This is a genomic window from Actinoplanes sandaracinus (genome assembly GCF_030009775.1).
GTDB classification, from domain to species: domain Bacteria; phylum Actinomycetota; class Actinomycetes; order Mycobacteriales; family Micromonosporaceae; genus Actinoplanes; species Actinoplanes sandaracinus.
This window is the reverse complement of the sequence record NZ_JASCTH010000040.1, coordinates 1-25,850: the sequence shown is the minus strand read 5'-3', so window position 1 is coordinate 25,850 and position 25,850 is coordinate 1. Positions and strand designations below refer to the sequence as shown.

The following is a 25,850-nucleotide window of genomic DNA, read 5'->3' as shown; positions in this document are numbered from 1 at the left end:
CTCAAAACCCCGCCCGCTTTCCGTAGCCGGGTTCAGAGCATAGGGGGCCTGTTCACGGGCTGTTACGCCGGGCACGGGCAGCGGCGATCGTGTACGCGGGGTCACGATCCAGGTTGTGCCGGTCACGGTCGTAGCGGCGGGTGGTGCGCGGGTCGGCGTGGCCCATGGCGTCCTGGACGTCTTCGAGGGCGACGCCTTCGGCGCGCGCGGTGGTGGCGAAGGCGTGCCGCAGCGAGTGCGGGGACAACTGGTCGGCGGCGTCGATCCCGGCGGCCGCGGCCAGGCGGCGCACAAGCCGGAAGATGGCGTGCCGGTCGACGCGGGCGCCGGAGGCGGTGACGAACAGCGGGCCCGGTCCGAGGCCACGTTCGCGCAGGTAGTCGTCGACGGCCGCGGCGGTCGACGGGGTCAGGGCGCGGCGGCGGGCCTTGCCGCCCTTGCCGGTGAACCGGACGGTACGGTGCCCGCGTTCGTGTCCCATGTCGGCCAGATCGAGGCCGACGAGTTCGCTGACCCGCAATCCCAGGTCGGCCAGCATGGTGATCATCGCCCGGGTGCGGGCGCCGGCCGCGGTCGCGGCGTCGAGCAGGGCGTCGACTTCGGACGGGGTGAGCCCGAGGGTGGCCGAGTGGTCGCGGTCCACGTGCGGCCGGTCGGCGGCGGCGACCGGGTTGGCGACCACGGCCTGCAGTTTGACGAGGAAGTCGTACCAGCTGGAGACACCGGACAGTTTGCGGGCCACCGAGGCGGGCGCCAGCGGCCGGGCTTCCAGCTCGCGGGCGTAGGCGTTGACGTCGAGGAAACTGGCCCGCAGCGGATCGGTGCCGTGTGCCGTGCACCAGGTCAGCCAGCCGGCCACGTCACGCCGGTACGCGGCGCGGGTGTGGTCGGACAGTCGCCGGTTGGCCAGCCACGCCTCGGTGAACTGCTCGGCGGGTCCGCCGGTGGCCAGTTCCCCGGCGAGGCGTGGCTGCAGCGACATGCCCCCATGGTGTCAGCTTTCGATCACCTGTCCGGCGGCGACATGCCAGTGCCGGGTGTGACCGACGGCATCGGCGAAGTACCGGTCGTGGCTGACGATCAGCAGGGTTCCCCGGTAGCGGCGCAGCGCCTCCTCGATGACGTCGAGGGCGGCGAAGTCGAGGAAGTTCGTCGGCTCGTCCAGCAGCAGCACCCGCGACGGGCTGTTGACCAGCACCGCCAGCATCAGCCGCCGCAGTTCGCCGGCGGACAGCTCACGCACCGGGGCCTGCTGCTGGTCGGCCTCGAACTGGTGCCCGGCCAGCAGCTTCTCCGCGACGTCGATGTATACCGGCACCCGCGCCCGGAAGAAGTCGATCACCTTGGTGGCGTCGCGGAGCCCGTCGTCGGTCTGCGGCAGCACCGCCACCTCCGGATGCCGCTGCTCGACGGCCCGCAGCAGGGTCGTCTTGCCCGACCCGTTGCGCCCGGTGATCAGGATCCGGTCGCCGCGCCGCACGTCCAGGTCGACGTCGCGCAGCAGATCACGGACGGTCAGATCGCGGATCTTCAGAACCACCTCGCCCGGGTCGCCGTCGTCGCCGGGGAACGCCAGCGTCAGCGGCGGCCTGGTGCGCGGCCGGGCGATCCATTTCACCGAGGCCATCTGCCGGCGCAGCCGCCGCTCACGGACCTTGGCCTTGCGGGCCACCAGCCGGGCGACCCGCCGCAGGTGCGGGGCCTGGGCGCTGGACCGGTCGGCGTTCTCCACGCCCATGGCGAAGCCCTTGGTGCGGGCGATGTCGGCTTCCCACCGGATCCGGTCCTTCTCCTGCGCCTCGTAGTCGAGCAGCAGTCTCTCCCAGCGGCGCTGCTTCTCGGCGCGGTACGCGGTGTAGCCGCAGCCCGGGTAGTCCTGCGGCTGCTCGTCGATGCCGTCGAGCTCGACGATGCGGCCGGCGACCTCGTCGAGGAACGCCCGGTCGTGGCTGACCGCCAGCACCCCGCCGGGGAACTCCCGCAGCCACTGCCGCAGCCAGGCCGCGCCCTCGGCGTCGAGGTGGTTGGTGGGTTCGTCGAGCAACAGCAGGTCCGGCTCGTCGAGCAGGGCGCGGGCCAGCATCAGCCGGGCCTGTTCGCCGCCGCTGACGGCCCGCAACGGCCACGAGTCGTCGAGGTGGTCGATGTCGAGACGCTGGCGGATCTCGGTGAGCCGGGTCTCGGCGGTCCACCCTTCCAGGGCGGTCCAGCGCTCCTGCACGGCCGCGTAGGCGTCCAGGACGTCGTCGCCGTCGGCCAGCCGCCGCTCCAGCTCCCGCATGGTCGCGGTGACGTCGGCGAGTTCACCGAGGCCGCCAGTGAGGAACGCGCCGACGGCGCCGTCCGGGTCCGGCATCCGCTGCGGCACGTAGGCCACCCGGGTGCCCGGCGCGACGCTGAGGTGGCCTTCGGTCGGCCGCAGTTCACCGGCCAGCACCCGCAGCAGGGTGGTCTTGCCGGCGCCGTTAGGGCCGACGATCCCGATCCGGTCGCCGGCGCGCAGCACCAGGTCGAGACCGGAGAAGAGCAGCTCACCGTCGTGGGCGCAGCCGAGGCGGACGGTCTTGAGATGGGGTTCGGGGCGCACAACGGCCTCCTGGAGACGACACCGACAGGGAACACGCGGTCAGGTGTCTCTCACAGCATCGACATGCTCTCCTGAATCCGTCGGCGGCGACTTCCGGGTCCTAGCCTGCCCGCTCCCCCGCCTCCGGCGCAACCGGAATACCCACCACCAGATAGTTCGGTTGACGATATATACCGGCGGCCGTACGGTGAGGGGCATGTCGACCTCCGATTGGCCGCGCGCCGACCCCGCGCTCGAGCGCTTCTACCGGCGGCTGCTGCACGCCTACCCGCGCGCGTACCGGCTCCAGTACGGCGCCGAGATGGTCACGACGCTGCTGGAGATGGCCGCACCCGGCCAGCGCCGCCCCGCCGCCGCCGACATCCGGCATCTGCTCGCCAGCGGCCTGCGCCAGCGGTTCCGGCTGCCGGCCCGCCGCCCCCTCGCGTGGATCGCCGCCCTCCTCGCGCTGCTCGCCGGCGGTGCGCTCGGCGCCGCCGGCGGATCGTGGGCGGGCGAGCAGACGTTCACCGACCTGCCGTCGACCGCGCAGGGCCAGCAGATCCACCAGCAGGCCGCGGGACCGACCACGAACCTCATCCTGGACGTCTTCTCCGGCGCGCCGCAGAGCGTCCCGTGGATGTGGGGCAGCAGCCGCCACGCCGACGGCCAGGTGTGGGACGGCGAACAGGCCCGCGCCCGGCTCGCCGCCGACGGCTGGCAGGTCGGCGCCGTGCGGCCCACCGACCGCCTGAAAACCGGCACCGACGACCCCGAGACCGGCTTCGAAGCGGTCCGCGACGGCCTCGAACTCACCGTCACCGGCAAGGGCGGCTCGGTCACCACCGACCTGCAGGCCGTCGACAGCGGCTGGCTGCTGCCGCTGATCGCCGCCGGCCTGGCCCTCGGCGCGCTGGCCGGTTGGCTGATCGCGGCATCGGTGGCACGCCGCCGGTCCCGGCCGGCGGCGATCGCGTCGGTGTTCACCTTCGCGGTGCTGTTCGCCCCGGTGTGGACGCTCTACGACAACACCGTCACGGTCTTCCAGGACGCTGTCTTCCCGCTGACCGGCGACACCCACACCGGCGTGCCGACCGTGCACAGCGCCCTGCAGCCGTCGCTGCACTGGTGGGCGGCCGGCCTCGCCGGGCCGCCCGAGTCCTTCCCCGGCGCCCGGTGGCTCACCGTCGGCCTCGTCGTCGCCGGTCTGCTGCTGGCCGCCGTCACGGTGGCGCTGTCGGTGCTGCGCCCCGGCCGGGCAGCCGCCCCACGAAAGGTGGCCACCTGATGCAGGAGCCGACATTCCTGATCCTGACCGCCCTCGCCACCCGGCCGCTGCACGGCTACGGCATCATCCAGGCCGTCGGCGAGCTCTCCGACAGCGAGGTGCGGCTGCGGCCCGGCACCCTCTACGGTGCCCTGGACCGGCTCGCCGAACAGGGCCTGATCGAAGTCGAACGTGAGGAGGCGGTCGACGGCCGGCTCCGCCGCTACTACCGCCTCACCGACGGTGGCGCGGCCGTGCTGACCCGCGAGGTCGAGCGGCTGCGGCGGCGCGCGGCCACGGCCGAGGCGCAACTGCGCGACCGGGGCGGCATCATTCCCGGCCTCGGCCGCATCGCCCCCACCACCCCCTGACCCCACGAACCGACGTCTGGTCTTGTTCGTGAGTTCCGGCACCAGTGATGTCTCACCAATGGGGATTGATCAGGAAAGGCGCTGTGGCTTCAGATGGTGAGGGCATCGGCAAGGCCCTGCACGGATTGGCGTACTCGGGTGGCGCCGACCTCGGCGGCCACGGCGTGCACGTGTTCGGCGGCGAGGGCGGCCAGCAGGGTGTGCGCGTCGGCCTCGGGGTCGTCGCGTTTCTGCAGAAGCAGTGAGACGTGTCGGTGCCAGAATCGGTATGCGCCGATCCGGTAGCGCGCACCGGGCGAAGCGGTCTCCGACATCCGTATCAGTGGCAGATGGGCCAGCAGGTAGTCGACGTAGGCGGCCACGAAGGCCCGCAGCCGTTCGCGTGAGCCGGGGTCGTCGTCCGGCGTGCCCGGTCCGAGCGGTGCCGGACCGAACAGGATCGCCTCTTGCAGGCTGCGCTCCTGTTCGTCGAGCAATGCGACGGCCAGTCCCGCCTTGTCGCCGAAGCGGCGAAACAGCGTGCCCTTGCCCACGCCTGCGGCGGCGGCGATCGCGTCCATGGATACCGCCTCGATGCCGTGTTGGCGGAAGAGGGCCGCCGCCGCGTTCAGCACGGCGGCGCGGTTGCGAGCGGCGTCGGCCCGCTCGGCGGGCGGCGAGCTGCACAACATCAAGAGTTCTTCTGCCGGCCTGGCGGAACCGGACTGCGGTCCGCTAATGTCTCGAGGCATAACTGGACTGTAGTCCGATTACCTGGAGGATGCCATGACCGCCCTCATCACCCGCGAACAGCTCCGCGCCGAAATCGACGCAGGTACCGTCACCGTCCTCGACGCTCTCGGCGGTGACTACTACGCTCAGCAGCACCTGCCCCGCGCCATCGCGCTGGTCGAGGCCGACGTCGCGGACCGCGCCGGCACGCTGCTGCCCGACCGCGGCGCGCCGATCGTGACCTACTGCTCGAACCCGGCCTGCCCGAACAGCCAGCGGGTAGCCGACAAGCTCACCGCCCTCGGCTACACCAACGTGCGCAAGTACCGCGAAGGCATCCAGGACTGGGTGGCCGCCGGCCTGCCCGTCGAGTCCAGCCCACACGCCGGCTGATCGACACCGGCCGCGCGGGAAGGTCACTTCTCTTCCTGGCCTCCCGCGCAGCCGGTACGCCATCAACAAGAAGCTCCGAATCCGCGCCATGACCCGCCCCACACGACGCCACAGGCGTCCCCGATCCGCGTCGTGCGCCGCCGGCCGCACGGAATCAGCCACCGGCCACGCAACCGGTTCCACCGACACGGCGTGACGGCCCTCCTGCCCATCCCTCTCCCTCGCTGCCGGGCCTCCCTGCTGGGTCCTCCGAGAAACTCTCCCGGTCCGCGGCCAAGCCTGCGGGTCTTCCTCAGAGCCTTCTCCGGTACGCCTCGGGCCGTCCCGCCGAACCACGCGGCCCCTCAGCTACGACGCGAACATCTCCCTCATCCCGGCCGCTACGCGACCGCCGGGATGAGGCTGCTGGTCACCGGGCCGGCCGACCCGCACCGCCGGCAGGTCACCCCTCTCGCAGGCAGGCCCGGCAGAGTTTTCTCCCCGGTCCTCAGGACAACTGATGTCCCACGCTGATCCCCGTCGCCGGAGCGCGTCGGGCGAATGCCGGTCAGGGCACGTCGGTCACCATGGAACCGCTCACCGAACAACCCTGACCACGTTCCAACCTGACCAGCCAGGGTCGACCTGGCCAGGACCGAACGCGAGCCGGCCGTCAACGGCCACCCGCGCCGCCAACCTGGGCCGCCCACCCGCGCCGCCACTGCCGGCTCACCGCTTACGGCGCTACCGCCCGGTCACCCCGGCGAGGCCGAGCGCCCGCGACGCTGTGCAGCCACAGCCAGCCACGCGACCGCCTGTTCCGGCGCCGCGCTCGGGCCCAGAGACCCGGCCCCCGCAGCCGACCGCCCCAGCCGTAGCGCAAGCGTGTCATCGGCCAGGTGTGACATGTGCAGGCGACGGCTCGCCGCCGGGCGGTCCCGGGCTGACCGTGCTCGGCCGTAGCCGGGACGTGTTCACGGCGTATGACGCGCGGGAGCCGGCGTATGACGCGCGGGAGCTACGGCAGGGTGCGGCCAGCCGTAGCTGGCACGTGTTGCCGGGAGCGGTTGAGCGCACGGGAGCTACGGCCGGGTAGCTGGGCAGGACCGGCTGGGCATGGGACGGAACGGGCTCGGCCGGTGACCAGCAGCCTCATCCCGGCGGTCGCGTAGCGGCCGGGATGAGGGAGATGTTCGCGTCGTAGCTGAGGGGCCGCGTGGTTCGGCGGGGCGGCCCGAGGCGTACCGGAGAAGGTTCTGAGCGGGACCGGCCCGCGGCGTCGCCGGATGGGTATCGGCGCGCGGCGTGGGGCGGGACCGGTTCGCGGGTCCGCCGGCAGCAAACGGCCGGCCGCGTCAGGACGTCGGGCGGTGGGCGTCAAGCGGTGGGGTCGACCTCGGCGAGGGCGTGGATGACGGCGTTACGGGCGTCGGGGGCGAGGCCCCGCAGCGGCGCCGGCAGGCAGCCGGCGGCGGTGAGGCCGAGGTGTTCGGCGATGGCGGCGACGACGCGGACGCTGCCGTGCGCGGCGAACAGGTCCCACAGCGGGCGCAGCCGGTCGGAGGCGGCGCGGGCGGCGGCCGCGTCGGGCGCGCGGGTGATGTCGAGGGCGAGGCGCGGCAGGGTGCCGCCGATGACCGAGTACCAGGCGTCGCAGCCGGCGTGCAGGGCGACCGCGGCGACCGGGTCGCCGGAGACCCCGATGCCGACGTGGCCGGGCAGCCGGCCGCGCAGCGCGGTGACCCGGTCCCGGGCGATGGCCGGGTCGGCCGGCAGGGGCGGCACTTTGATCGAGGTGACGTGCGGGAGTTTCGCGATCGCCGCGTACAGGTCGTCGGTCAGCGACACGTGCGTGGTGCGCGGGTTGTCGTAGACCACCAACGGCACCGACAGATGGGCGGTGACCTGTTCGTACAGGCGGTAGATCTCGTCCGGGGTGAGCGGCTGGTAGGACATCGGGGCGAGCAGCACCGCGGCGGCGCCCGCCTGCTGAGCGTCGTCGGCGGCGTCAAGGACGTGCCGCAGCCGCAGCGCCCCGATGCCGACGATGACCGGCGTCTCACCGGCGTGCTGGACGGCGAGGGCGGCGGCCCGGGCCCGTTCCTCGCGCGACAGGTACGCGTAACTGCCGGTGGAGCCGAGGGCGCCGATGCTGGCGACGCCGGCGGTGACGAGGCGGGTGATCAGCCCGGCGTAGGCGCGGTCGTCGAGGCGATCGTCGCGGAGCGGGGTGAGCGGGAAGGCGCTCAGGCCGGTGAACACGGCTGGTACTTCCTTTCGGGTCAACGGTCGAACTTTCGGAGTCAACGGTCGAAACGGACGCGGCCCTCGGTCAACGGTCGAGGTGAACGACCAGGGGCCGGTGATCGGAGACCGGGACGTGCGGGGTACGGACCTGCACGACCCGGCCGAGAGTGGCCGCGCCCCGCGGGTCCGCCACCACATGGTCGAGCTGGGTTCTCGGCAACGGGCTGGGGAACGTCGCCGCCCGCGCCAGCGGCCGCCAGCCGGTGAACGCGCGCACCGGCCCGGCCGGCATGTTCAGATCACCCAGCAGCACCCGCGGCGCCGGCAACGCCCGCAACGCCCGGACCGCGGCGCGCAGCTGACGCACGTTCCATCCGGGCACGAACGACAGATGTGTCGTGGCGACCGTCAACGGCCCGCGCGGGGTGTCCAGCACCGCGGCGAGCATCACCCGCGGCTCGTCGCGCAGCAGCAGCAGGCCGCCGTCGGGCACGTACACCGGCGACCGCACCGGCGCCGCCGGCAGCGTGGTGATCTGCCAGCGTTGCACCGGATAGCGGCTCACCAGGGCGATGCCGTACTGCGGGTGGGTGATGTCGGCGCTCGCGTGCCACGGTTCCCACACGTGGCCGGGGGTGCCGACGACGGCGGCGGCGAACCGGTGGTGCCCCGCGCCGAGAGCGTCGGCGGCCAGAGCGGTCAGGTCGAGCAGCCCGGAACGAGGCTGGGCCCGGTCGACCTCCTGCAGGCCCAGCACATCGGCGTCGAGGTCGGCGATCGCTGTCCGGATGCGGTCGGCGTGTACGGTGCCGTCCGACAGTGATCTGCCGTGCAGCAGGTTGAAGGTGGCCAGGCGCACCAGCCGACCCTAGCCAACGGGATGAGTGGGATGTTCTTCAAGGCGTTGTTGTGTCTCGCGATGCTGTTCGTGGTGGGCGCGCTGTTCGGGATGTGGCTGCAGAAACAGCGGCGCGGCCGGTGATCGCCACCTTGCTGGTGGCGGCGTTCGCGGCCGGCTGGGTGGACGCGGTCGTCGGCGGAGGCGGGCTGCTGCTGCTGCCGGCGCTGATGGTGGTCGCCCCGCACCTGGGCACGGCCACGGCGCTGGGCACGAACAAACTCACGGCGATCTGCGGAACGAGCACGGCGGCGGTGGCCTACGCCCGCCGCACGAAGATCGACTGGCGGGTGGCGGGCCCGGCGGCCGCCCTGGCGCTGCTCTGCTCCGGCTGCGGGGCGGCGCTGGCCGGGGCGATCCCAGCGTCCGCGTACCGGCCCGTGATCATCGTGGTGCTCGTCGCGGTGGCCGTGTTCGTCACCGTCCGCCCGCAGATGGGCCTCACCGAGCAGTCCCAGAAACGCACCGCCTGGCGGCGCGGCACCGCGGTCGCGGTCGCCGGAGGGGTGATCGCCGTCTACGACGGCCTGATCGGCCCCGGCACCGGCACGTTCCTGGTGCTGGCGTTCACCACCATCGTCGGCGCCGACTTCGTGCACGGCTCGGCGATGGCGAAGATCGTCAACACGGCCACCAACCTGGGCGCGCTGGTCGTGTTCGCCGCCACCGGCCATGTCGCCTGGCTGCTCGGCGCGGCCATGGCGGTCTGCAACGTCGGCGGGGCACTGCTGGGCGCCCGGATGGCGCTGCGCCGCGGCGCCGGGTTCGTCAGGATCGTGCTGCTGGCGGTGGTGCTGATGCTCATCGCCCGCCTCGGGTGGCTGCACTGGCAGCAAGCCTGACCCGCCACAATGACTGCCATGAGCGAAGACCCGCAGAAGCTGATCGCCACCATCGAGGAGCAGGAACGACGCCTGGTCTTCGGCACCTTCACCGAAGCCGACGCCTTCGCGCTCGGCTGCCTGCTGGTCGACCTGGCCACCAGCCGAGCGCTGCCGGTGGCCGTGGACATCCGCCGCGGCACCCAACAGCTGTTCCACGCCGCCGTGGCCGGCAACGACGCGTGGATCGAACGCAAGGTACGCGTCGTGTACCGGTTCGGGGCGTCGTCGTACCTGGTCGGCCGCCGGCTCGCCGCCAAGGGCCGGCACCTGGACGCCTCCCAGGGCCTCGACCCGGCCCGGTACGCCGCGCACGGCGGCGCGTTCCCGGTGCGGATCCCCGGCGCCGGCGTGATCGGCGTGGTCACCGTCTCCGGGCTGCCGCAGGCCGACGACCACGCCCTGGTCGTCGAGGCGATCGAGACGTTCCTGGCCACCTGAGCCAGGCGCGACCGCGGGCTGCGCGGTGAGCGGACTCTGCCGACGGCAGAGCCCGCTGGGCGTGTCGCCGCACGCTGAGGCAGGCTCGCCGCATGCGGATTCTGATCTTGGGTGGTAGTGGTTTCGTCGGCCGGGCGGTGGCCGCGGCGGCGGTCGCCCGCGGCTGGGACACCACCGTCTTCAACCGCGGCCGGCGCGACCCGGTCGACGGGGCACGCGTCCTGCTCGGCGACCGGCTCACCCCCGGCGGCCTCACCGCGCTCGCCGACGGCACCTGGGACGCCGTCGTCGACACCTGGTCCGCCGACGCCGACGCCGTCGGCGCGGCCGCGGGTCTGCTGCGCGGCCGCGCAGGCCATTTCTCGTACGTGTCGAGCCGGTCGGTCTACCTGTTCGACGAGTCCGGCGCCACACCGCCGCCGGTCACCGAGGACGCGCCGCTCGTCGCCGCCGACGACCCCGGATACGCCGGCGACAAACTGCGCGGCGAACGCGCCGCCGAGGCGTTCGCCGGGCCACTGCTGCTGGCCCGGGCCGGTCTCATCCTGGGCCCGCACGAGGACATCGGCCGGCTGCCCTGGTGGCTCAACCGGCTGCACCGCGGCGGCCCCACCCCGGCGCCCGGCCCCCAGGACCTGCCGTTGCAGTACATCGACGCCCGCGACCTGGCCGAATTCCTGCTGGACGCGGCCGAGGCCGGCCACACCGGCCCGTTCAACCTCGTGAGTGAACCCGGCCACACCACCATGGGTGAACTGCTGGCCGTCGCCACCGAGATCACCGGCGGACACGCCGACTTGCGCTGGCTGCCCCCGGAGCAGATCCTCGCCGCCGGTGCCCAACCGTGGACCGACCTGCCGGTGTGGCTGCCGCCGGGCCCGATCCACGCTTTCCTGCACCAAGGCGACGTGAGCAGGGCGCTGGCCGCCGGACTGCGGTGCCGGCCGGTCCGCGAGACCGTCACCGACACGTGGGCGTGGCTGCGGTCGCTGCCCGGCGCCGCACCGCACCGCGCCGACCGCCCACCGGTCGGACTTGATCACGAGATGGAGACCAAGTTGCTGGCCTGACCGACGGCTACGCTACGGTCGGCGCATGCAGCGACGCAGGCCGATCATGTCGATGGTGGTGGTGCTGGCCGGTCTGGCCGGCTGTTCCGCGAGCACGGAGAAGCCCGACCCACCATCGGCACCAGCGTCACCGGCAGCGTCGGCGTCGGCCGCCACCCACTACACCGGTGTGGACGGCGGCGGCTGCCCGACACTGCGGTCCACCGAAGCCAAACGGTTCAACGCCTCCGGCCCGGGCCGCCAGTTCCGGTCCGCCCGCCCTGCGGTCGGCGCCCTGGCCGGAGCCTCCTGCTCCTGGGGCACCGGCTCCGGCACCGACCGGCCCCTGCTCAACGCCGAGGTCCTGGTGTTCGCCGACGGCGTGCAACCCACCAAGACCGGCACCGGCAACGCGCAACGGGTCTACAATGACGCCCGCGGCCGGGCCCTGAAAGAGGCCGCCGAACCCGACTCCGCGGTCTGGACCGCCGAAGGCGACACCGCCGCCGGCCGGGCCATCTTCTCCGCCGACGCCACCATCGAGAGCCTCACCCAGACCACCGTGGTCGAGAACGCGGTCGTCATCGTCACGGTGTGGCAGACACCGGTCCTGCCGAAGGACCCCGCCGCCCACGCCCAGAAACTGATGTCCGAACTCAGCCCCCTCACCGGGCCGATCACCGACGAGATCGTCACCCAGCTGCGCTGACCCACCCCGCCGCGACCGTCGGGGGGCCCCGCGGCTACGGGGCGGCCCACCCCCCAACCCGGCGGGGGGCCCGGGCGGCCCCGCGCCCCCCCCCCGCCACTCCCGGGACCGTGCGGCGGGCCGGCCCGCCGCACGGCCACCGAACAGGCAACCACCGAGGAACGTGCCCTCCAGCGCGTTGTAGCCGTGCACACCACCGCCACCGAACCCGGCGACCTCACCGGCCGCGTACAAACCCTCCACCGGCCTGCCATCGGCGCCCAGCGCCCGCGAATCCAGATCGGTCTGGATACCACCGAGCGTCTTACGCGTCAGAATGTGCAACTTCACCCCGATCAACGGGCCGGCCGCCGGATCCAGCAGACGATGCGGCGCCGACGTCCGACCGATCCGGTCCCCCAGATAGCGGCGCGAATTGTGGATCCCCTGCACCTGCGCGTCCTTCGACACCTTGTTGACCATCTGCCCGTCCCGGGCCAGCACCTGCTCACGCACCCGCGCCACCTCCAGCAACGGCTGCGCGGTCAGCTTGTTCATCCCGGCGACCAACTCCTCCAGCGTGTCGGCCACCACGAAGTCCGCACCGTGCCGCTTGAACGCCTCCACCGGCGCCGGCGCACCCTTGCCGAACAGACGCTCCTTAAGGAAACCGCGCCGATCCCCGGCGGTCAGGTCCGGATTCTGCTCCGACCCCGACAACGCGAACTCCTTCTCGATGATCCGCTGACTCAGCAGGAACCACGAATGGTCGTACCCGGCGATGTCCGGAGTCGTCCGCAGATAACGCAACGTGCCGAGCGTGTCGTAACTGGGAAAGAACGGCGCCGGCAGACGCCGCCCGAGCGCGTCCAGCCACAACGGCGACGGCGCCGACAGGATCCGGATACCGTGACCCGGCCAGATCGGATCCCAGTTCTGCACACCCTCGGTGTAATGCCACATCCGGTCCCGGTTCACCAGCCGCGCCCCGGCCGACTCGGCGATGCCCAGCATCCGGCCGTCCACATAACCCGGCACCCCGGTGATCATGCTGGTGGGTGCGGTGCCGAGCCGCGCCGGCCAGTACTGCCGCACAAGATCGTGATTGGCGCCGATCCCGCCCGTCGTCACCACCACCGCCTGCGCCCGCAACTCGAACTCCCCCACCCGGTCCCGGTTCGACGACACACCACGAGCCGCCTCATCAGGCGCCAGCAGCGTGCCCCGCACCCCGGTCACCGCACCGTTCTCGACGATCAACTCGTCGACCCGGTGCCGATGGTGAAACCGCAGCCGCCCCGCCTCGGCGGCCGCCACCGCCGCCGCCGCGAACGGAGCCACGACACCGGTGCCCGTACCCCAGGTGATGTGGAACCGCGGCACCGAATTGCCGTGCCCCGCCGCCCGCAGATCACCGCGTTCCGCCCAGCCCGCGAACGGCAGCCAGCTCAACCCCATCCCCGACAGCCAGGACCGCTTCTCCCCGGCGGCGAACTCCACGTACGCCCGCGCCCACTTGACCGCCCACACGTCCTCGTCATCGAGACGGTCGAACCCGGCACTGCCCCGCCAATCCGACCAAGCCAGCTCGACACTGTCACGGACACCGGCACGCCGCTGCTCAGGACTGCCCACGAAGAACAACCCACCGAACGACCACCACGCCTGACCACCCAGGTTGGCGGCGTTCTCCTGATCCAACAGCGCCACCGTCTTCCCCGCACCGGTGATCTCATGAGCGGCCGCCAGCCCCGCCAGCCCCGCCCCCACCACGATGACGTCGACGTCCACAGCAACTCCCCCTGAAGATGAATACGAGAATTTATCGGATTCACCGCGCCGGGGGAACACGCCACTGTGACCCCCACCGCTCACCCACTCCCCGCAACACATCCCCCACAACGACCGCAACAATGGTGGGGTGCCGCCACCCACCCCCACACCACCACCCCACCGGCACACCGCCGACCCCGCCCACACCCGCCACCAACTCGCCGAAACCCGCCCCGACCTGCTGCAACGCTACGACCAAGCACTACCCGCAGCCCGCACCGCGATCCTCGCCCGCCTCCTCATCGCCTGCGAAACCGAACCCCTGCCCGCCGTCACCAGCCGCCACCACCACCACGGACGCACCCACGTCCACCTCACCCACGGCACCCTCTCCTACCCCACCAGCGCCGCCACCCCCTTCACCGAACCCCCACCCGGCCTCACCGCCACCTTCAACGGCACCCCCACCGACGACCCCGCCCACCTCACCACCCTGCTCTGGCCCACCTCCCCACTCGCCACCGAAATCGCCAACAGCGTCGCCAACCTCGCCCTCGCCCGCGCCGCCAACCCCACCCCGCCCACCACGCCACCACCGGCGGCACCCGGACTGGCCGAGCAACTCCTCACCGACGGCCACCCACTACACCCCTGCTGCCGCACCCGCACCGGCATGACCGTCACCGACGTGCTCGCCTACGCCCCCGAACACCATCCCGTCATCCGCCTGCAACGGCTACGAGTACCCCCCGAACGCTGGCACGGCGGCGGCGAACCCGTCCTACTCGCCCACCCCTGGCAAGCCACCCGCCTACGCGAGCAATACCCATGGCTCACCACCGACGGCACCACCGGCCCCGTCCGCCCCCTCATGTCACTACGCACCGTCGCACCCCTCGACGGCGGCCCCCACATCAAAACCGCCGTCGACATCCAGATGACCTCCGCCGTCCGCACCGTCTCCCCCGCCGCCGTCGACAACGGCCCCCGCCTGTCCGCCCTGCTCCACAACCTGACCGCGGACCTGCCACTGGACGTGCTCACCGAAACCGCCGCCGGCGCCGTCATCACCGACCACGGCCCCGACCGCCGCCTCGCCCACCTCATCCGCCAAGCCCCACCCCCCGGCGCCGTCCCCCTCGGCGTCCTCACCACCACCCCCGCCTACCTGACGGCGATCACCGACCCGTACACCTTCATGAAAGACCTCGGACAGGTGCTATTCGCCCCACTGGCCCGCCTCCTGGAACGCGGCGTCGCCCTGGAGGCCCACGGCCAGAACACCCTGCTGCTGCTACACGACGGCCGCCCCGTACGCACCCTCTACCGCGACCTCGGCGGCGTCCGCGTCCACCCCGGACGCCTCACCACCGCAGGCCACCCCATGCCCCCACTACACGGCGACCTCCCCACCGACGACCACACCGAACTACGCACCAAACTCGCCGCCGCCGCCCTCGCCACCGTCGCCCGCCAAACCATCACCGCCCTCACCCACCACCACCACGCCGACCCCGACCGCCTCTGGCAGATCACCGCCGCCGCCCTGCACGGCACCACCGACACCCGCGCCCTGCTCACCGACCCCCTCCCGGTCAAAGCCACCACCGCCATGCGACTGGCCACCAACCCCCTGCACGACCAATGGACCCACCTGCCCAACCCCATGGCGGCACACGCATGAGCCACCCGCGGAAGGACCCCCGATGATCCGCCTCGTCACCACCGGCCGCCTCGCCGCGGCCGCCGCCCACACCGAAGCCGCCCTCGCCGTCCACGAACCCCACCTCGTCGACGGCTTCGTCCGCAACCTCCCCCACGCCGCCGACACCGTCGGCCGCCGCCTCCGCGCCGCCCTCACCCGCGAAAACCTCACCCCCAAAACCGCCGGCGGCCACACCCACGCCTTCAACCGCACCGAATACCCCCACGCCGGCGTCGCCGACCCCGTCGACCTCCTCGCCGGCATCGACACCACCGGCACCTTCTCCACCGAAATCCGCAACGCCGTCATCAACCTCGCCCTAGCCCACGCCCGCTACGACCCCACCATCCCCACCAGCGCCAACCCCGACCTCACCGCCGTACACCTCGAACGCCTCGCCGTCGCCGGCCACAACCTGCACCCCTGCGGCCGCACCCGCCTCGGCTGGGACACCGGCGACGTCCTCGCCCACGACCTCGAAGCCGGCCACACCCGCATCCACTTCATCGCCGTCCGCGACGACACCCACCTCGGCGACGACCTCGGCCCCTGGCTCCACCAGCACTTCCACGACATCCCCCACGCCCCACCCGGACACCGCCTCCAACCCGTCCACGCCTGGCAACACGACACCGTCCTCACCCGCTACGCCGACGCCTTCACCGACGGCACCCTCAAACGCCTCGACGGCCACCTCGACGCCACACCCACCGCCGCCCTGCGCACCCTGCTCCTGCCCGGCGGCCACTACCTCAAAGTCAGCCTCGACATCCAAGTCACCTCCACCCGCCGCAGCATCAGCATCGCCAGCACCCGCAACGGCCCCACCCTCTCCACCCTGCTCACCCAACTCATCGACGACGACCCCGACGGCCACCGCATCCTGCTCATGACCGAACCCGCCGGCGCCGCCGTCCCCACCGGCAGCGGCCGCGACCTCTCCGCCATCACCCGCACCGGCCTCACCGGCCGCCTCCAACCCGGCGAACACGCCATCCCCGGCGGCGCCCTCCCCGCCTACGACCCCACCACCGGCACCACCGTCCTGGCCGGCCTCGTCAACACCGCCGGCGGCAACCCCGCCACCTGGCTCACCGACTACACCCGGCTCCTGCTGCCACCCCTACTACGCCTCCTCACCCACGGCATCGCCCTCGAAGCCCACCTCCAGAACTGCCTGCCCACCTTCAAAAACGGCCACCCCCACCGCCTCGCCCTCCGCGACTTCGCCGGACTACGCCTGCACCCCGGCCGCCTCACCCAAACCGGCCACACCATCGACCTCTGGCCCGGCTCCGTCATCAGCACCGACAACACCGAAACCCTGCGCGCCAAACTCGGCTACACCGCCCTGCAAGCCCACCTCGGCGAACTCGTCATCCGCCTCGCCGAATCCCACAACCTCGACGAAACCCACGCCTGGCGCCTCATCCGCACCGTCATCGACGACACCTACGACACCCTGCGCCCCCACCCCCACGCCACCGCCGACCACCACTGGCTCACCGCCGCCCACATCCCCCACAAAGCCCTCGTCCGCATGCGCCTCGCCGGCGCCGGCGACATCCACATCACCGTCGACAACCCCCTCCATGGCTGACCACCTCACCGCCGCCCTCCACCGGCTCCCCACACCACGCTGCGCCTACCTCTACGACACGACCGCGCTGCGCACCCGCACCGCACAACTGCGAGCCGCCCTCCCGGCCAACACCACCCTGCTGTACGCCGTGAAAGCCAACGGCCACCCCGACGTCGTCCACACCCTCGCCCAAACCTGCGACGGCCTCGAAGTCGCCTCCGGCGGAGAACTCGCCCTCGCCCTCCAAGCCGGAGCCCGCCGCATCGCCTTCGGCGGCCCCGCCAAAACCGACACCGAACTCGCCGCCGCCGTCCACGCCGGAGCCCTCCTCAACGTCGAAAGCCCCCACGAACTGCGCCGCCTCGCCGCCCTCGGCCTCCACGGCGACATCTGCCTGCGCATCAACCGCGCCACCACCCCCCTCACCGGCAGCCACACCATGACCGGCACCCCCACCCCCTTCGGCATCGACGAACACCAACTCCCCGACGTCCTCGCCACCCTCCCCACCGGCCTGCGCGTCATCGGCTTCCACCTGCACGGCGTCTCCAACAACCTCGACGGCCCCGCCCACGCCACCTTCCTCACCGACGCCATCACCTGGTCACAGCAAACCGCCTCGGCACACCACATCGACCTGCGCGTGGTCAACGCCGGCGGCGGCCTCGGCATCGACTACCACACCGACCGCTCCATCGACCTGACCCCGCTGTCCACCGTCACCGTCCCCGACGGCCTCGAACTCATCCTCGAACCCGGCCGATACCTCACCGCCGACGCCGGCTGGTACGCCGCCGAAGTCCTCGACCTCAAAACCACCCACGGCCGCACCTTCGCCGTCCTCCGCGGCGGCACCCACCACTTCCGGCTCCCCGCCGCCTGGGGCTACTCCCACCCCTTCACCGTCATCCCCATCGACGACTGGCCCCACCCCTACCCCCGCCCCGAAATCCACAACACCCACATCGACGCCGTCGGCGAACTCTGCACCCCCCGCGACGTCCTCGCCCGCGGCCAACACGTCACCCACCTGCGCGCCGGCGACATCCTGCTCTTCGCCCGCGCCGGCGCCTACGGCTGGGACATCTCCCACCACGACTTCCTCCGCCACGACCCACCCACCTTCATCACCCTCTGACCCACCATCGACAAACCCCGATCAACCTCGGTACGCCCCACACCACACCCAGGCCTACGATGCGGCCATGAGCACCCCAGCGACCGTGCGCCCGGCCCGGGCCGACGACGCCCCACACATGGCACACGTCAACGTGCGCTGCTGGCAGCAGACATACCGGGGACTCATGCCCGACGCCGTCCTCGACGACCCCGCCCTCCTCACCGCCCGCAACCGGTTCTGGACCGCCGCACTCAGCGACGAGCGGTACCGCGACAACCGCATCGCCGTCGCCGAACGCGACGGCCGACTCGTCGGCATCGCCATGTCAGGCCCACCCCTGGACACCACGCCGACATGGACCCGCCAGCTCTACGTGCTCTACGTCTACGCCAGCGACCACGGCACCGGCACCGGGCCGGCCCTGCTCAACGCGGTCCTCGACCCGCACGAACCGGCAGCGCTGTGGGTCGCCGACCCGAACCCCCGCGCGCAAGCGTTCTACCGCAAGCACGGCTTCGCCCCCGACGGCGCCGGCCAGATCGAGGACGGCGTACGAGAGATCCGCATGCTCCGCCGGCCGGCCGGCCCTGAACCGCACCCGGGATCGACCTGACGCCCAGGCTCCGGCACCGTTCAAGCCCGCGAGAACAGGATGAGGCAGCACATGGACCAAGGCACCCGCGACGAGATGATCGGCCACCTGGCCCAGCTGGCCGGGTCCGTCACCGCACCACACCCGACACGGGTCGCCATCGACGGACCGCCCGCCGCAGGCAAGACCACGCTCGCCGACGAGCTGGCCGCCGCCTTGCGCACACAGGGCCGCAACGTCATCCGCGCGACGATCGACGACTTCCTCGTCCCGCGAGCACAGCGCTACCCGCGCGGCGAGTACTCGGCCGAAGGCTGCTACCTCGACGCCCACGACCACGACACGCTGAACCGGGTCCTGCTCGATCCCCTCGGCCCGGGCGGAGACCGACGCTTCCAGGACGCGGCCTACGACCACATCGCGGACACTGTGCTGTCCCCGCCGGTCACGACCGCCCCCGCCGACGCCGTGCTGATCTTCGACGGTGTCTTCCTCATGCGCCCGGAACTGATCGATCGGTGGGATCTGCGCATCTTCGTGTCGACCGCGCTCGAGAACACCGTGGATCGTGCCGTGATCCGAGAACGCCGGGTGTCATCTCGACCCGAAGTCGAACGGCGCTGGCGCAGGCGTTACATCCCCTCCCAGCAGTTCTATTTCGCTACGGTCCACCCGACCGATCACGTCGACATCGTCGTGCACAACGACGAGCCCCAGCATCCGGTCTGGGAGACTCTGAACCACTGACCGCGCTTCCCGTCCGCCGGCCGGGATTGCTCGGGCCGGCGGACGGGAAACGCGGTCGGCTCGCGGCGATTGATCAACGGTTCGACCCCCTCTGACCAGGCCAGGCACTAGTTCTCACGAGATCGTCAGTCGTGGTCCTGAAATCAGTTCTTTTGTGGTCGTCGGCGAAGCCGTCTTTTCAGGGTTTATTCAGTGCGGCTTGCCGCACGATCGCTAAAGCATCCTAGGATTCTAGGCAGAAAGCAGACGCCCCTGACCGGCGGCACTCATCCACGAATTCCGGGAACGTGTCCCGGTGGTAGGCGGCCCTCAAGACTGGTGAGAGCGCCTATTCAACTGTCGCGGATTAGCGCCTCTACCAGGTCCAATGATTGCTCTACGTTGCGGCGTGTGCCTGCTGCACATATCGAGGCACGCTGTTTCGAGAGGAACCATGCAGGACCCTGGGGAGCCGGCTCAGACCAGAGTCTGGCAAAGGTGCAGCAGCCGCTCGTCGTCGGTGACCTGAGCGCTTGACCACACGTTGGCGGAGGTATTCGACCGTCGGTCCGCCGTGAGTTCGGCGCGGAACAGGGGTTGCAGCGCCGCCGCCAGCGTGCCGGTGGCCGCCTCGGCGATTGTCGTGCGTGTGTGTGGATTGCCGTGCCAGGCGCCGGTCAGGACCGGCGTCACCTGAGCGGCCTCGCCGGTGAGCTGCCACAACGCGATCGCGGCGCGCGTGGGTGTCCACCAGTGCCGTTGCGGCGGCGCGTCGAGGTAGGTCGCGACCAGCGGGGCGGCCTGGACGGCGGCGGAGCCCATCTCGGCGAGCTCCCCGAGCGCCTGGTCCGCGGCCGGGCCATCCAGGTGCGCCGTCAGCAGCGGCAGGGCCTCCAGCGACCGGTCGATGCGCCATAGCGCCCCGGCCGCCGCGACGGCCAGCCGAGGATCGTCGCCAGTCGCGGCCACCCGGAGGGTAGGCAGCGCCTCTGCCGCGGCTGGGCCGATCCGGCCGAGCGTGACCGCGGAGTCGTCCTGCAGTGGTGAGGCGAGCAGGCGGGGCACGGCCGGGGCGGCGGCCGGGCCGAAGGCCCGCAGCGCGTACTGGAATGCGCTCCACTCGTCAGGTGTCCGTTCGCCGGCCCGGAGGACCGGAAGGCGGGGCACGATCGCGGCGGTGATCCGGTCGGCGTGCTCGGCATAGTGGGCGAGCTTGAATCCGATGTCGTACGGGCGTCGCGGCAGCCGTAGCGCGGTCAGCAGCAGCGGTAGGGCCCGTTCGTCGCCGAGCGCGGCCAAAATCTCGATGTACGGATGCAGCCCCGAGACACTCCAGGAGGGTTGCCCGTCCTGCCACGGTTGGGCGTCGAGGTCGGCCAGGTGCCGGGCGGCTGCCTCCGCGGCGGGCGCAGCGACCGGCCCCCAATGTCTCAACATGCTGGCGGCCCGTTCGGCCTGGCGCGGTGAGCGGTCGAGCAACCCGGCGATCCGGGTCACCACCTCCCGGTAGTCCCCACGCCACCGTTCGATCAGTTTGTTCGCGGCGAACAGGGCGTCGCCGGCGAGATCGTCGTGGGGCGAGGCGAGCAGCGGGGTGACGATCGCGATCCGGTCCGCCACGCGTGAGGCGAGCGGATCCGTCAGGTCCTCGACCATGCGCGCGCAGTGTGGCGCACGGCGTCCCGCGGCCGCTTCCTCCCGCATCAACCGGACCGATCCGACCAGGGTGTCGGTCCGGAAGCCGGCCGGCTCGGCGGCGGGACTTTCCTCGGAGTAGGCCCGGACGATGAGATCCAGCACGCCGTCGAGAGGGACCCGGTGCGGGTCGTTGCGGGCCACGGCGATCAGGGCGGCCAGCCCGGTAGACGCCGGCGCGGATCGGGCCAGGCCGAGCAGGTGACCGATCGCGGCGTCCCCGAGTTTCAGGCTGCCCAGGGCGTCGAACAGGCCCTTCCGGACGTCGGCGTCGTCCTCGGTGCCGAGCAGGTCGATGAACAGGCCGGCGAGATCGGTAGTCGCCGCTGCCACGGCGACGAGAAGTTGCGGTGCGGCGGCCCGCACCGCCGGGTCGGGGTCGTCGACGAGCGGAACCAGAACCGGTGTCGCCGCCGCGGCGAGCGCGTGGGCCTGCATGGCGTGGCGAAGCATCTCGGCCCTGTACTCGTCCAGTTCCGTCTCGTCCGGCCACTCGCCCAGCTCGGCGATGCTGGCGAGGAGCTCCGCGATACCGTTCCTGCCGGGTAGGCCCGGCCTGCTCAGGGCCTCGATCAGGTACGGCACCGCCGCGACTGTGGAGTCGTAGACGTCGCCCTGGTGGTGGACGGCGCCGTACAGGGCGTCCAGGGATTCCTCCCGAACCGCCGGGTCGGAGTCGACCAGGCCGCGCACCCACCCCGGCACGTCCTCCGCCGAGCCGTAGGCGTGCTCCAGCGACTCCCAGTCGATGTCATCCAGCCCTATGAACACAGCCGGGAGCCTAATCGAGTGGAGCTTGCCCACCGCCGGTCCCGCGCCTCCCACTCCGCCTTGCGCGCCGCGGCTGCCGGAGCCTGGCACGATGGACATGACCACGGCTTTCCGCGACGTACGCCTTCCGGCATCGGCCACGACCGCGAGGTTCGTAGCAACGCCCATAGCTGTCGGCAACTGACCCCGCCCTCGGACCAGCGGCCGCGGAGAGAGTGCAGGACGCACCCTAGGCTCGATTGCAGTGATCTACGTCCGCGACGGTGGTGATTGCCGTTGGATCGCAAATCCGTCTAGCAGTCGGCCCCTGCCGGTACCGTGCATCCATGCTGAACATGGACACCAGTCACCGACCAGTGCGGATCAGCGACTGGTCGGCCGTACTGGAGGCGGTGTTCGCTGCCGATCCGAGCGATGAGCAGGACTGGCTGGAGTGGAAGTCGACGCTCGACCTGCGCTCGAAGGAACAGATGGCCACGGTCGTCGCTAAGGCCATCATCGCCATGGCGAACCGTGACCCCGACCGCGCGGCGCGGGCCGTCGGAGGCATCGGGATCCTGCTCATCGGCATCGAACCCGGAAACGTAACTGGCGTTGAAGCCGTCGACAATGCGGATCTAGACAACCTGATCAGTCCATACGTTGGCGCTGACGGGCCGGTGTGGCTGCCGCACTGGACGCAGTACCGCGGCAAGAAGATCCTGATCATCGAGATCGGGCCGCCGCAGTGGGGCGATCCCATTCATACATTCCGGAAAGAGATTCAGGTTCAGTCGTCGGTACAGGGTAAGGAACCGCGGACCATCTCCAACGGCGCCATCTTCGTGCGGAAGCTAGCGAAGTCCGCCCCGGCCGGCCACGTTGAGGTCACCAGACTCGGGGACCGGCGGGCTACTCGTGCACCCGAGGGGCTGGACCTCGCGGTCGACATTGAGACCACCTCACCGTTGAGCCGGTACGGATGGGATTCAAGCCAACTTGATCAGTTCCTGGGGTTTAAGAGGGACGAACTCATGGCGCCCATCATCGAGGAACAGCAGCAGTCGTCTCGCGCACGCCCGTCAACAGGCCTGTTCGCCACGTTCGCTGACGAGAGCAGCTCGTACGGGCTCGGCCCAACCCGGATGCGGGAGAAGCGCTCACCGGCGGAGTACCAATCCGCCGTGAACGCCTACCTTGAGGACGTCCGCGCGGCCTGGCCCGACATAATGCGCACCGCGGCTGCAAATTTTGTCTTGCCGCCGAGGTTTGTGCTCGCTAACCGGTCCACGCGCAACTACGAGAAGGTTCTGGTTGAGCTCTACGTCGCCGGTGAAGCCGATGCCGCTGAGTTCGAGCCAGCTACTGAGGGCCTCAACCTAGACGAATTGCTGCCTCACCCACCACGTCGCTGGGGGCCGTGGAATCTGCCGATGTCCTCAATGCTGGATTCCATCCACTCGTACGGCACACTCTCCAACGTCCGCTCGGCGACAGCACACCCGCCATCTGTGACGATCGAGCGGGGAGGCGGCTTCAGGCTGCGGTTCGCTCCGGTGGATCTACGGCCAGAACAGATCCACGTGCTCACCAAGCACGTGTCGGTGCTGATCCCGGCCACCCGGACCGCGCCGGTGACGGCAACATGGAAGGCCACCGCAACGAACACGGACGGCCCTCCCGCGACGGGGAGTTTCACTATCGCCTTCGGCGGGCCGGACCTAAACGTGCTCGCCGAGGTCTTGCGGGCGGGGCGTAAGGGCACCTAAAGCCGTATCTCGCGGATCTGAGCCACAGACCATCCGCTCTCGGATGGCCGCGGAGTGAGTGGGGGTGTGGGCTGCCAGCCGCCGCCTGCGGTGACGGCCCAGACGGTCCAGCTGCGTCCGTCCCGCTGCACCGCCAGCTCCATCACCCGCCCACGGCCCCGACCGCCGACCCGCAGCACCACACCCGCGCCGCCGAAGCCTGACCCTCGCCCGCCGAACCGGAAGGAACCTCATGACCGAGCTCGACCGGGACCGGCCCCGGGACCCCACGGCCGTGCTGGACCGGATCCTGCACCAGGGGCCGCTGCGGCTGCCCATGACGCTGCACCACGGCGAGACGATCGCCCTGTACCGCAATCTCGGCATCCGCATGCCGGGCTGGTACCCCGCCGCGGCAACCCCCTCCGCCCTGGGGGAGGCCGGACCCCGTGAGGCGCCTCAACCACGACGACCGCGGTTCGGGTAGGGCATGAGCTGTCGCACCAGGGTGTACGTACGGGGTCGGGCGGGTGTCGGAGGCTGAAGATCGGCAGGTCAAGATCAACCGACTTCCCGGGCGTCAAAAAATTCTTCAACCCGACCGCAGCTTGTCGTACCGCTATAGTCGCGGTCATGACGAAGCCGATTCCGCCTCGTAGGCGTACTCGCGATGGCAAGCTCCGCATCAGCTCGTGACGGCGGTGATCCTGCCGACCGGGAATATCAGGCTCCGACCGTAAATGCTGGCCTTCCTGTCGGAGATGCGCGCCCACGCTCGTGGGAGCAGATCCTGCAAGAAGGCAACCGGGAATACACCCCGGAGGAGCTGGCCCGCGCCAAGGAGCAAGCCCTGCGAGAGTCGACGCCGGTCCATTACTTTGCGGACGCTCCGGCCGACCCCTGCACGGATCCTCCGGCGTTGAACAGCGCCGGCGAGGAAGAACCGGATGTAAAAGGCGAATACCGGCGTTTCCTCCGGCGGGAAGGCAACTTCTGGCCGGCCTCGACGGAGAAGGGGCGGTGACGGCGCCTTTTACGGCAAACTCGTTCCGCCCCCGTTGGCGTCTGCAACGATCACAGTCGTGAAGCCGCGCCAGAGATCCGCAGGCATTGCCACGCTTGTGGCGGTCATGGTGCTCGCAGCGTCCCCCACCGCAGCGGTCGCGCCTTCCCAGGTCGGAGCCGGGACCGTTGGGGCCGCCGCCGACTGCGCTGACGTCCAGTTCTTCGGGCTGAAGGGCTCTGGTCAGGGCGGGGAGGGCGGGAGCACCGCCGTGCAGATGGGGCCCGAGGTCGGATCCACCTTCACGTTCTTCACCGAGGAGATGGCCGACAAGGGTCTCCTCGTCACCGGCACGCCCATCAGGTACCACGCACCGCCAGTCAGCATCGAAAGTCTGAAGGACGCAGAAAAGAATGCGACGGCTGGCGCACTCGCGCTGCGCGGCGCGCTCAACGAGGCCGCAGCCACGGACTGCGACGACCTGGAGTTCGTCCTATCCGGATACTCACTCGGCGCGTACGCCGTCCAGCTCGCACTCGACCCTGGGCTCACCGCCGAGCCAGCCCTCACCAAACAGGCCCGGACCAGGGTCAAGGCCGTGGTGCTCTATGCCAGCCCCATGTTCGATCCCTCGGACCCCTACGCTGAGGGCGACTTCGATCCGAATCTCCACGGTGCGGCCGGTAGGAAGAGGTTACCGACCCTGCCCCACGCAGCCACTATCTGCCTGGCCGACGACCCGGTCTGCAACTTCACGTGGGACGACACAGCCTGGTGTAGGTACCAACCAGACTCCCGCAGCTGCGCACATGTCCGGTACCACACTCACCTAGCCACCTACGCGACCTGGCTGACCGGTCTCTTCCCCGCGCACGAACCACCCGTGTCCGAACCGCAAGCCCCTCTGATCGTGAGTACCAGCACCTACCAGGAGGGTGTGCTCGTCTATGCGCGAGCCAACTACACCGACGTGAACGGCGATGCGGAAGGGTTCGGGTTTAGCTGGCAGCCGGGCACGGAAAGCCACCCGTTCTCCAGTCCTTCCTACGGTCGCGTGTCAGCCGGCCGCGTGGACTACCCCTTCAACCTCGCGTGCGGCCAGCCGAACCAAAAAGCGGTCGACGTCCAGATGTGGATCTACGACAAGGGCGGACTCAAGAGCCAGCCGGCCACCGTGCACCTGACGTGCCAGCGCGGACCTGGCAGGTGATCAGGGAGTCGGTGCTGGCCAAGGCAATGACACCTACGACGATCAGGCAACAGGTCCGGCTGGCGAAGCTGGCGATCATCGACCAGATGCGCGCCGGGCTTGAACGGCGGGCCGAAAGCCAGGCAAACGCCACACCCATCTCCGTCTGGGCTGGCATTCGGATTGCCGTCATGGTGATGGTTCGAGGAACGCCTGCAAGCCCAAGATCGTTGACACTGCCGCTCGATCAAGCAGGATAGGCGGCGCGATCCAGTGCGGTCCTGACGACGTCCTCCGCCGACCACTCGCCGTACCATTCACCCGTTTCGGTGTCCATTCCGTGCTGCTGAGAGGGCGGTAGGAAAGATTAGGTCCGTTTCGTGGCGAGAGTGAATATTCCGGGTTCGTTCTCGATCAGGATTCCGCGGCTGACCATGCGTTTGAGTCGTGCCCGGGCACCTTCGACGTGCTTGGGG

General features: G+C 70.8%; 22 protein-coding genes and 1 pseudogene. 16 read left to right on the top strand and 7 right to left on the bottom strand.

The genetic code is table 11. The annotated features are described in order from the left end of the window. Nucleotides 1-52: 52 nt before the first annotated feature. Nucleotides 53-982: a tyrosine-type recombinase/integrase gene (locus tag QLQ12_RS41355; RefSeq protein ID WP_282766517.1), complete on the bottom strand. Its 930-nt coding sequence runs from the start codon at nucleotides 980-982 to the stop codon at nucleotides 53-55. 12 nt (nucleotides 983-994) lie between these two features. Then, on the bottom strand, nucleotides 995-2,587 hold the full coding sequence (locus QLQ12_RS41350) for an ABC-F family ATP-binding cassette domain-containing protein (protein WP_282766516.1): 1,593 nt from the start codon (nucleotides 2,585-2,587) through the stop codon (nucleotides 995-997). A 196-nt stretch (nucleotides 2,588-2,783) separates the two neighbouring features. Here QLQ12_RS41350 and QLQ12_RS41345 point away from each other — a divergent pair, with 196 nt between their 5' ends. Both QLQ12_RS41345 and QLQ12_RS41340 read left to right on the top strand, forming a co-directional pair. Continuing rightward, the gene (locus QLQ12_RS41345) at nucleotides 2,784-3,854 is read left to right on the top strand and encodes a hypothetical protein (protein ID WP_282766515.1); all 1,071 of its coding nucleotides are present in this window, start codon (nucleotides 2,784-2,786) and stop codon (nucleotides 3,852-3,854) included. After that, complete coding sequence (locus tag QLQ12_RS41340) at nucleotides 3,854-4,204, top strand: PadR family transcriptional regulator (RefSeq protein ID WP_282766514.1); 351 nt, start codon at nucleotides 3,854-3,856, stop codon at nucleotides 4,202-4,204. The genes QLQ12_RS41345 and QLQ12_RS41340 overlap by 1 nt, the downstream gene beginning before the upstream one ends. 89 nt (nucleotides 4,205-4,293) lie before the next feature. Here QLQ12_RS41340 and QLQ12_RS41335 read toward each other — a convergent pair whose 3' ends face one another. Then, nucleotides 4,294-4,818, bottom strand: coding sequence for a TetR/AcrR family transcriptional regulator (locus QLQ12_RS41335; RefSeq protein WP_282766513.1), 525 nt, complete (start codon nucleotides 4,816-4,818; stop codon nucleotides 4,294-4,296). A 151-nt stretch (nucleotides 4,819-4,969) separates the two neighbouring features. Between QLQ12_RS41335 and QLQ12_RS41330 the strand changes: the two genes are divergently transcribed. Then, the gene (locus QLQ12_RS41330) at nucleotides 4,970-5,308 is read left to right on the top strand and encodes a rhodanese-like domain-containing protein (RefSeq protein WP_282766512.1); all 339 of its coding nucleotides are present in this window, start codon (nucleotides 4,970-4,972) and stop codon (nucleotides 5,306-5,308) included. A 1,356-nt stretch (nucleotides 5,309-6,664) separates the two neighbouring features. Here QLQ12_RS41330 and QLQ12_RS41325 read toward each other — a convergent pair. Both QLQ12_RS41325 and QLQ12_RS41320 read right to left on the bottom strand, forming a co-directional pair. Then, nucleotides 6,665-7,573, bottom strand: a complete 909-nt coding sequence (locus tag QLQ12_RS41325; protein ID WP_282766511.1) for a dihydrodipicolinate synthase family protein — start codon at nucleotides 7,571-7,573, stop codon at nucleotides 6,665-6,667. 46 nt (nucleotides 7,574-7,619) lie between these two features. Then, nucleotides 7,620-8,393 (bottom strand): endonuclease/exonuclease/phosphatase family protein, encoded by a 774-nt coding sequence (locus QLQ12_RS41320; protein WP_282766510.1) that lies wholly within the window; start codon nucleotides 8,391-8,393, stop codon nucleotides 7,620-7,622. Nucleotides 8,394-8,512: 119 nt separating this feature from the next. On the opposite strand from QLQ12_RS41320, the gene QLQ12_RS41315 reads away from it, so the two are divergent. The 3 genes from QLQ12_RS41315 to QLQ12_RS41305 all read left to right on the top strand — a co-directional run bounded on the left by QLQ12_RS41315 (nucleotide 8,513) and on the right by QLQ12_RS41305 (nucleotide 10,824). After that, nucleotides 8,513-9,274, top strand: a complete 762-nt coding sequence (locus QLQ12_RS41315) for a sulfite exporter TauE/SafE family protein (RefSeq protein WP_282766509.1) — start codon at nucleotides 8,513-8,515, stop codon at nucleotides 9,272-9,274. Between the two features lie 18 nt (nucleotides 9,275-9,292). After that, nucleotides 9,293-9,754 (top strand): heme-degrading domain-containing protein, encoded by a 462-nt coding sequence (locus tag QLQ12_RS41310; RefSeq protein WP_282766508.1) that lies wholly within the window; start codon nucleotides 9,293-9,295, stop codon nucleotides 9,752-9,754. A gap of 92 nt (nucleotides 9,755-9,846) precedes the next feature. After that, complete coding sequence (locus QLQ12_RS41305) at nucleotides 9,847-10,824, top strand: NAD-dependent epimerase/dehydratase family protein (protein WP_282766507.1); 978 nt, start codon at nucleotides 9,847-9,849, stop codon at nucleotides 10,822-10,824. Between the two features lie 796 nt (nucleotides 10,825-11,620). Here the strand turns inward: QLQ12_RS41305 and QLQ12_RS41300 are convergent. Then, nucleotides 11,621-13,282: pseudogene (locus QLQ12_RS41300) on the bottom strand (FAD-binding dehydrogenase); the annotation flags it as partial. Nucleotides 13,283-13,412: 130 nt separating this feature from the next. Between QLQ12_RS41300 and QLQ12_RS41295 the strand changes: the two are divergent. The 5 genes from QLQ12_RS41295 (at nucleotide 13,413) to QLQ12_RS41275 (ending at nucleotide 19,010) form a co-directional block, all read left to right on the top strand. After that, nucleotides 13,413-14,948 (top strand): IucA/IucC family siderophore biosynthesis protein, encoded by a 1,536-nt coding sequence (locus tag QLQ12_RS41295; protein WP_282766506.1) that lies wholly within the window; start codon nucleotides 13,413-13,415, stop codon nucleotides 14,946-14,948. 22 nt (nucleotides 14,949-14,970) lie between these two features. After that, a complete protein-coding gene (locus QLQ12_RS41290) occupies nucleotides 14,971-16,569 on the top strand; it encodes an IucA/IucC family protein (RefSeq protein ID WP_282766505.1) in 1,599 nt (532 codons plus the stop codon). Then, the gene (locus tag QLQ12_RS41285; protein WP_282766504.1) at nucleotides 16,562-17,689 is read left to right on the top strand and encodes a type III PLP-dependent enzyme domain-containing protein; all 1,128 of its coding nucleotides are present in this window, start codon (nucleotides 16,562-16,564) and stop codon (nucleotides 17,687-17,689) included. Before QLQ12_RS41290 ends, QLQ12_RS41285 begins: the two co-directional genes overlap by 8 nt. Before the next feature lie 67 nt (nucleotides 17,690-17,756). Then, nucleotides 17,757-18,284: a GNAT family N-acetyltransferase gene (locus QLQ12_RS41280; protein ID WP_282766503.1), complete on the top strand. Its 528-nt coding sequence runs from the start codon at nucleotides 17,757-17,759 to the stop codon at nucleotides 18,282-18,284. A gap of 51 nt (nucleotides 18,285-18,335) precedes the next feature. Continuing rightward, on the top strand, nucleotides 18,336-19,010 hold the full coding sequence (locus tag QLQ12_RS41275; protein WP_282766502.1) for an AAA family ATPase: 675 nt from the start codon (nucleotides 18,336-18,338) through the stop codon (nucleotides 19,008-19,010). Nucleotides 19,011-19,466: 456 nt separating this feature from the next. Here QLQ12_RS41275 and QLQ12_RS41270 read toward each other — a convergent pair whose 3' ends face one another. Beyond that, complete coding sequence (locus tag QLQ12_RS41270; RefSeq protein WP_282766501.1) at nucleotides 19,467-21,455, bottom strand: hypothetical protein; 1,989 nt, start codon at nucleotides 21,453-21,455, stop codon at nucleotides 19,467-19,469. 326 nt (nucleotides 21,456-21,781) lie between these two features. On the opposite strand from QLQ12_RS41270, the gene QLQ12_RS41265 reads away from it, so the two are divergent. The 5 genes from QLQ12_RS41265 (at nucleotide 21,782) to QLQ12_RS41245 (ending at nucleotide 25,634) form a co-directional block, all read left to right on the top strand. Continuing rightward, the gene (locus QLQ12_RS41265; RefSeq protein ID WP_282766500.1) at nucleotides 21,782-23,203 is read left to right on the top strand and encodes an RNA-binding domain-containing protein; all 1,422 of its coding nucleotides are present in this window, start codon (nucleotides 21,782-21,784) and stop codon (nucleotides 23,201-23,203) included. A gap of 232 nt (nucleotides 23,204-23,435) precedes the next feature. Beyond that, entirely contained in the window at nucleotides 23,436-23,669 is a 234-nt protein-coding gene (locus QLQ12_RS41260) for a hypothetical protein (RefSeq protein ID WP_282766499.1), read from the top strand. Between the two features lie 183 nt (nucleotides 23,670-23,852). Further along, a complete protein-coding gene (locus QLQ12_RS41255) occupies nucleotides 23,853-24,206 on the top strand; it encodes a hypothetical protein (RefSeq protein ID WP_282766498.1) in 354 nt (117 codons plus the stop codon). 58 nt (nucleotides 24,207-24,264) lie between these two features. Next, nucleotides 24,265-25,395 carry a cutinase family protein gene (locus QLQ12_RS41250; protein WP_282766497.1) on the top strand — a complete coding sequence of 377 codons (1,131 nt, stop codon included), beginning with the start codon at nucleotides 24,265-24,267 and terminating at the stop codon, nucleotides 25,393-25,395. Further along, nucleotides 25,392-25,634, top strand: a complete 243-nt coding sequence (locus QLQ12_RS41245; RefSeq protein WP_282766496.1) for a hypothetical protein — start codon at nucleotides 25,392-25,394, stop codon at nucleotides 25,632-25,634. The genes QLQ12_RS41250 and QLQ12_RS41245 overlap by 4 nt, the downstream gene beginning before the upstream one ends. Nucleotides 25,635-25,850: the final 216 nt, after the last annotated feature.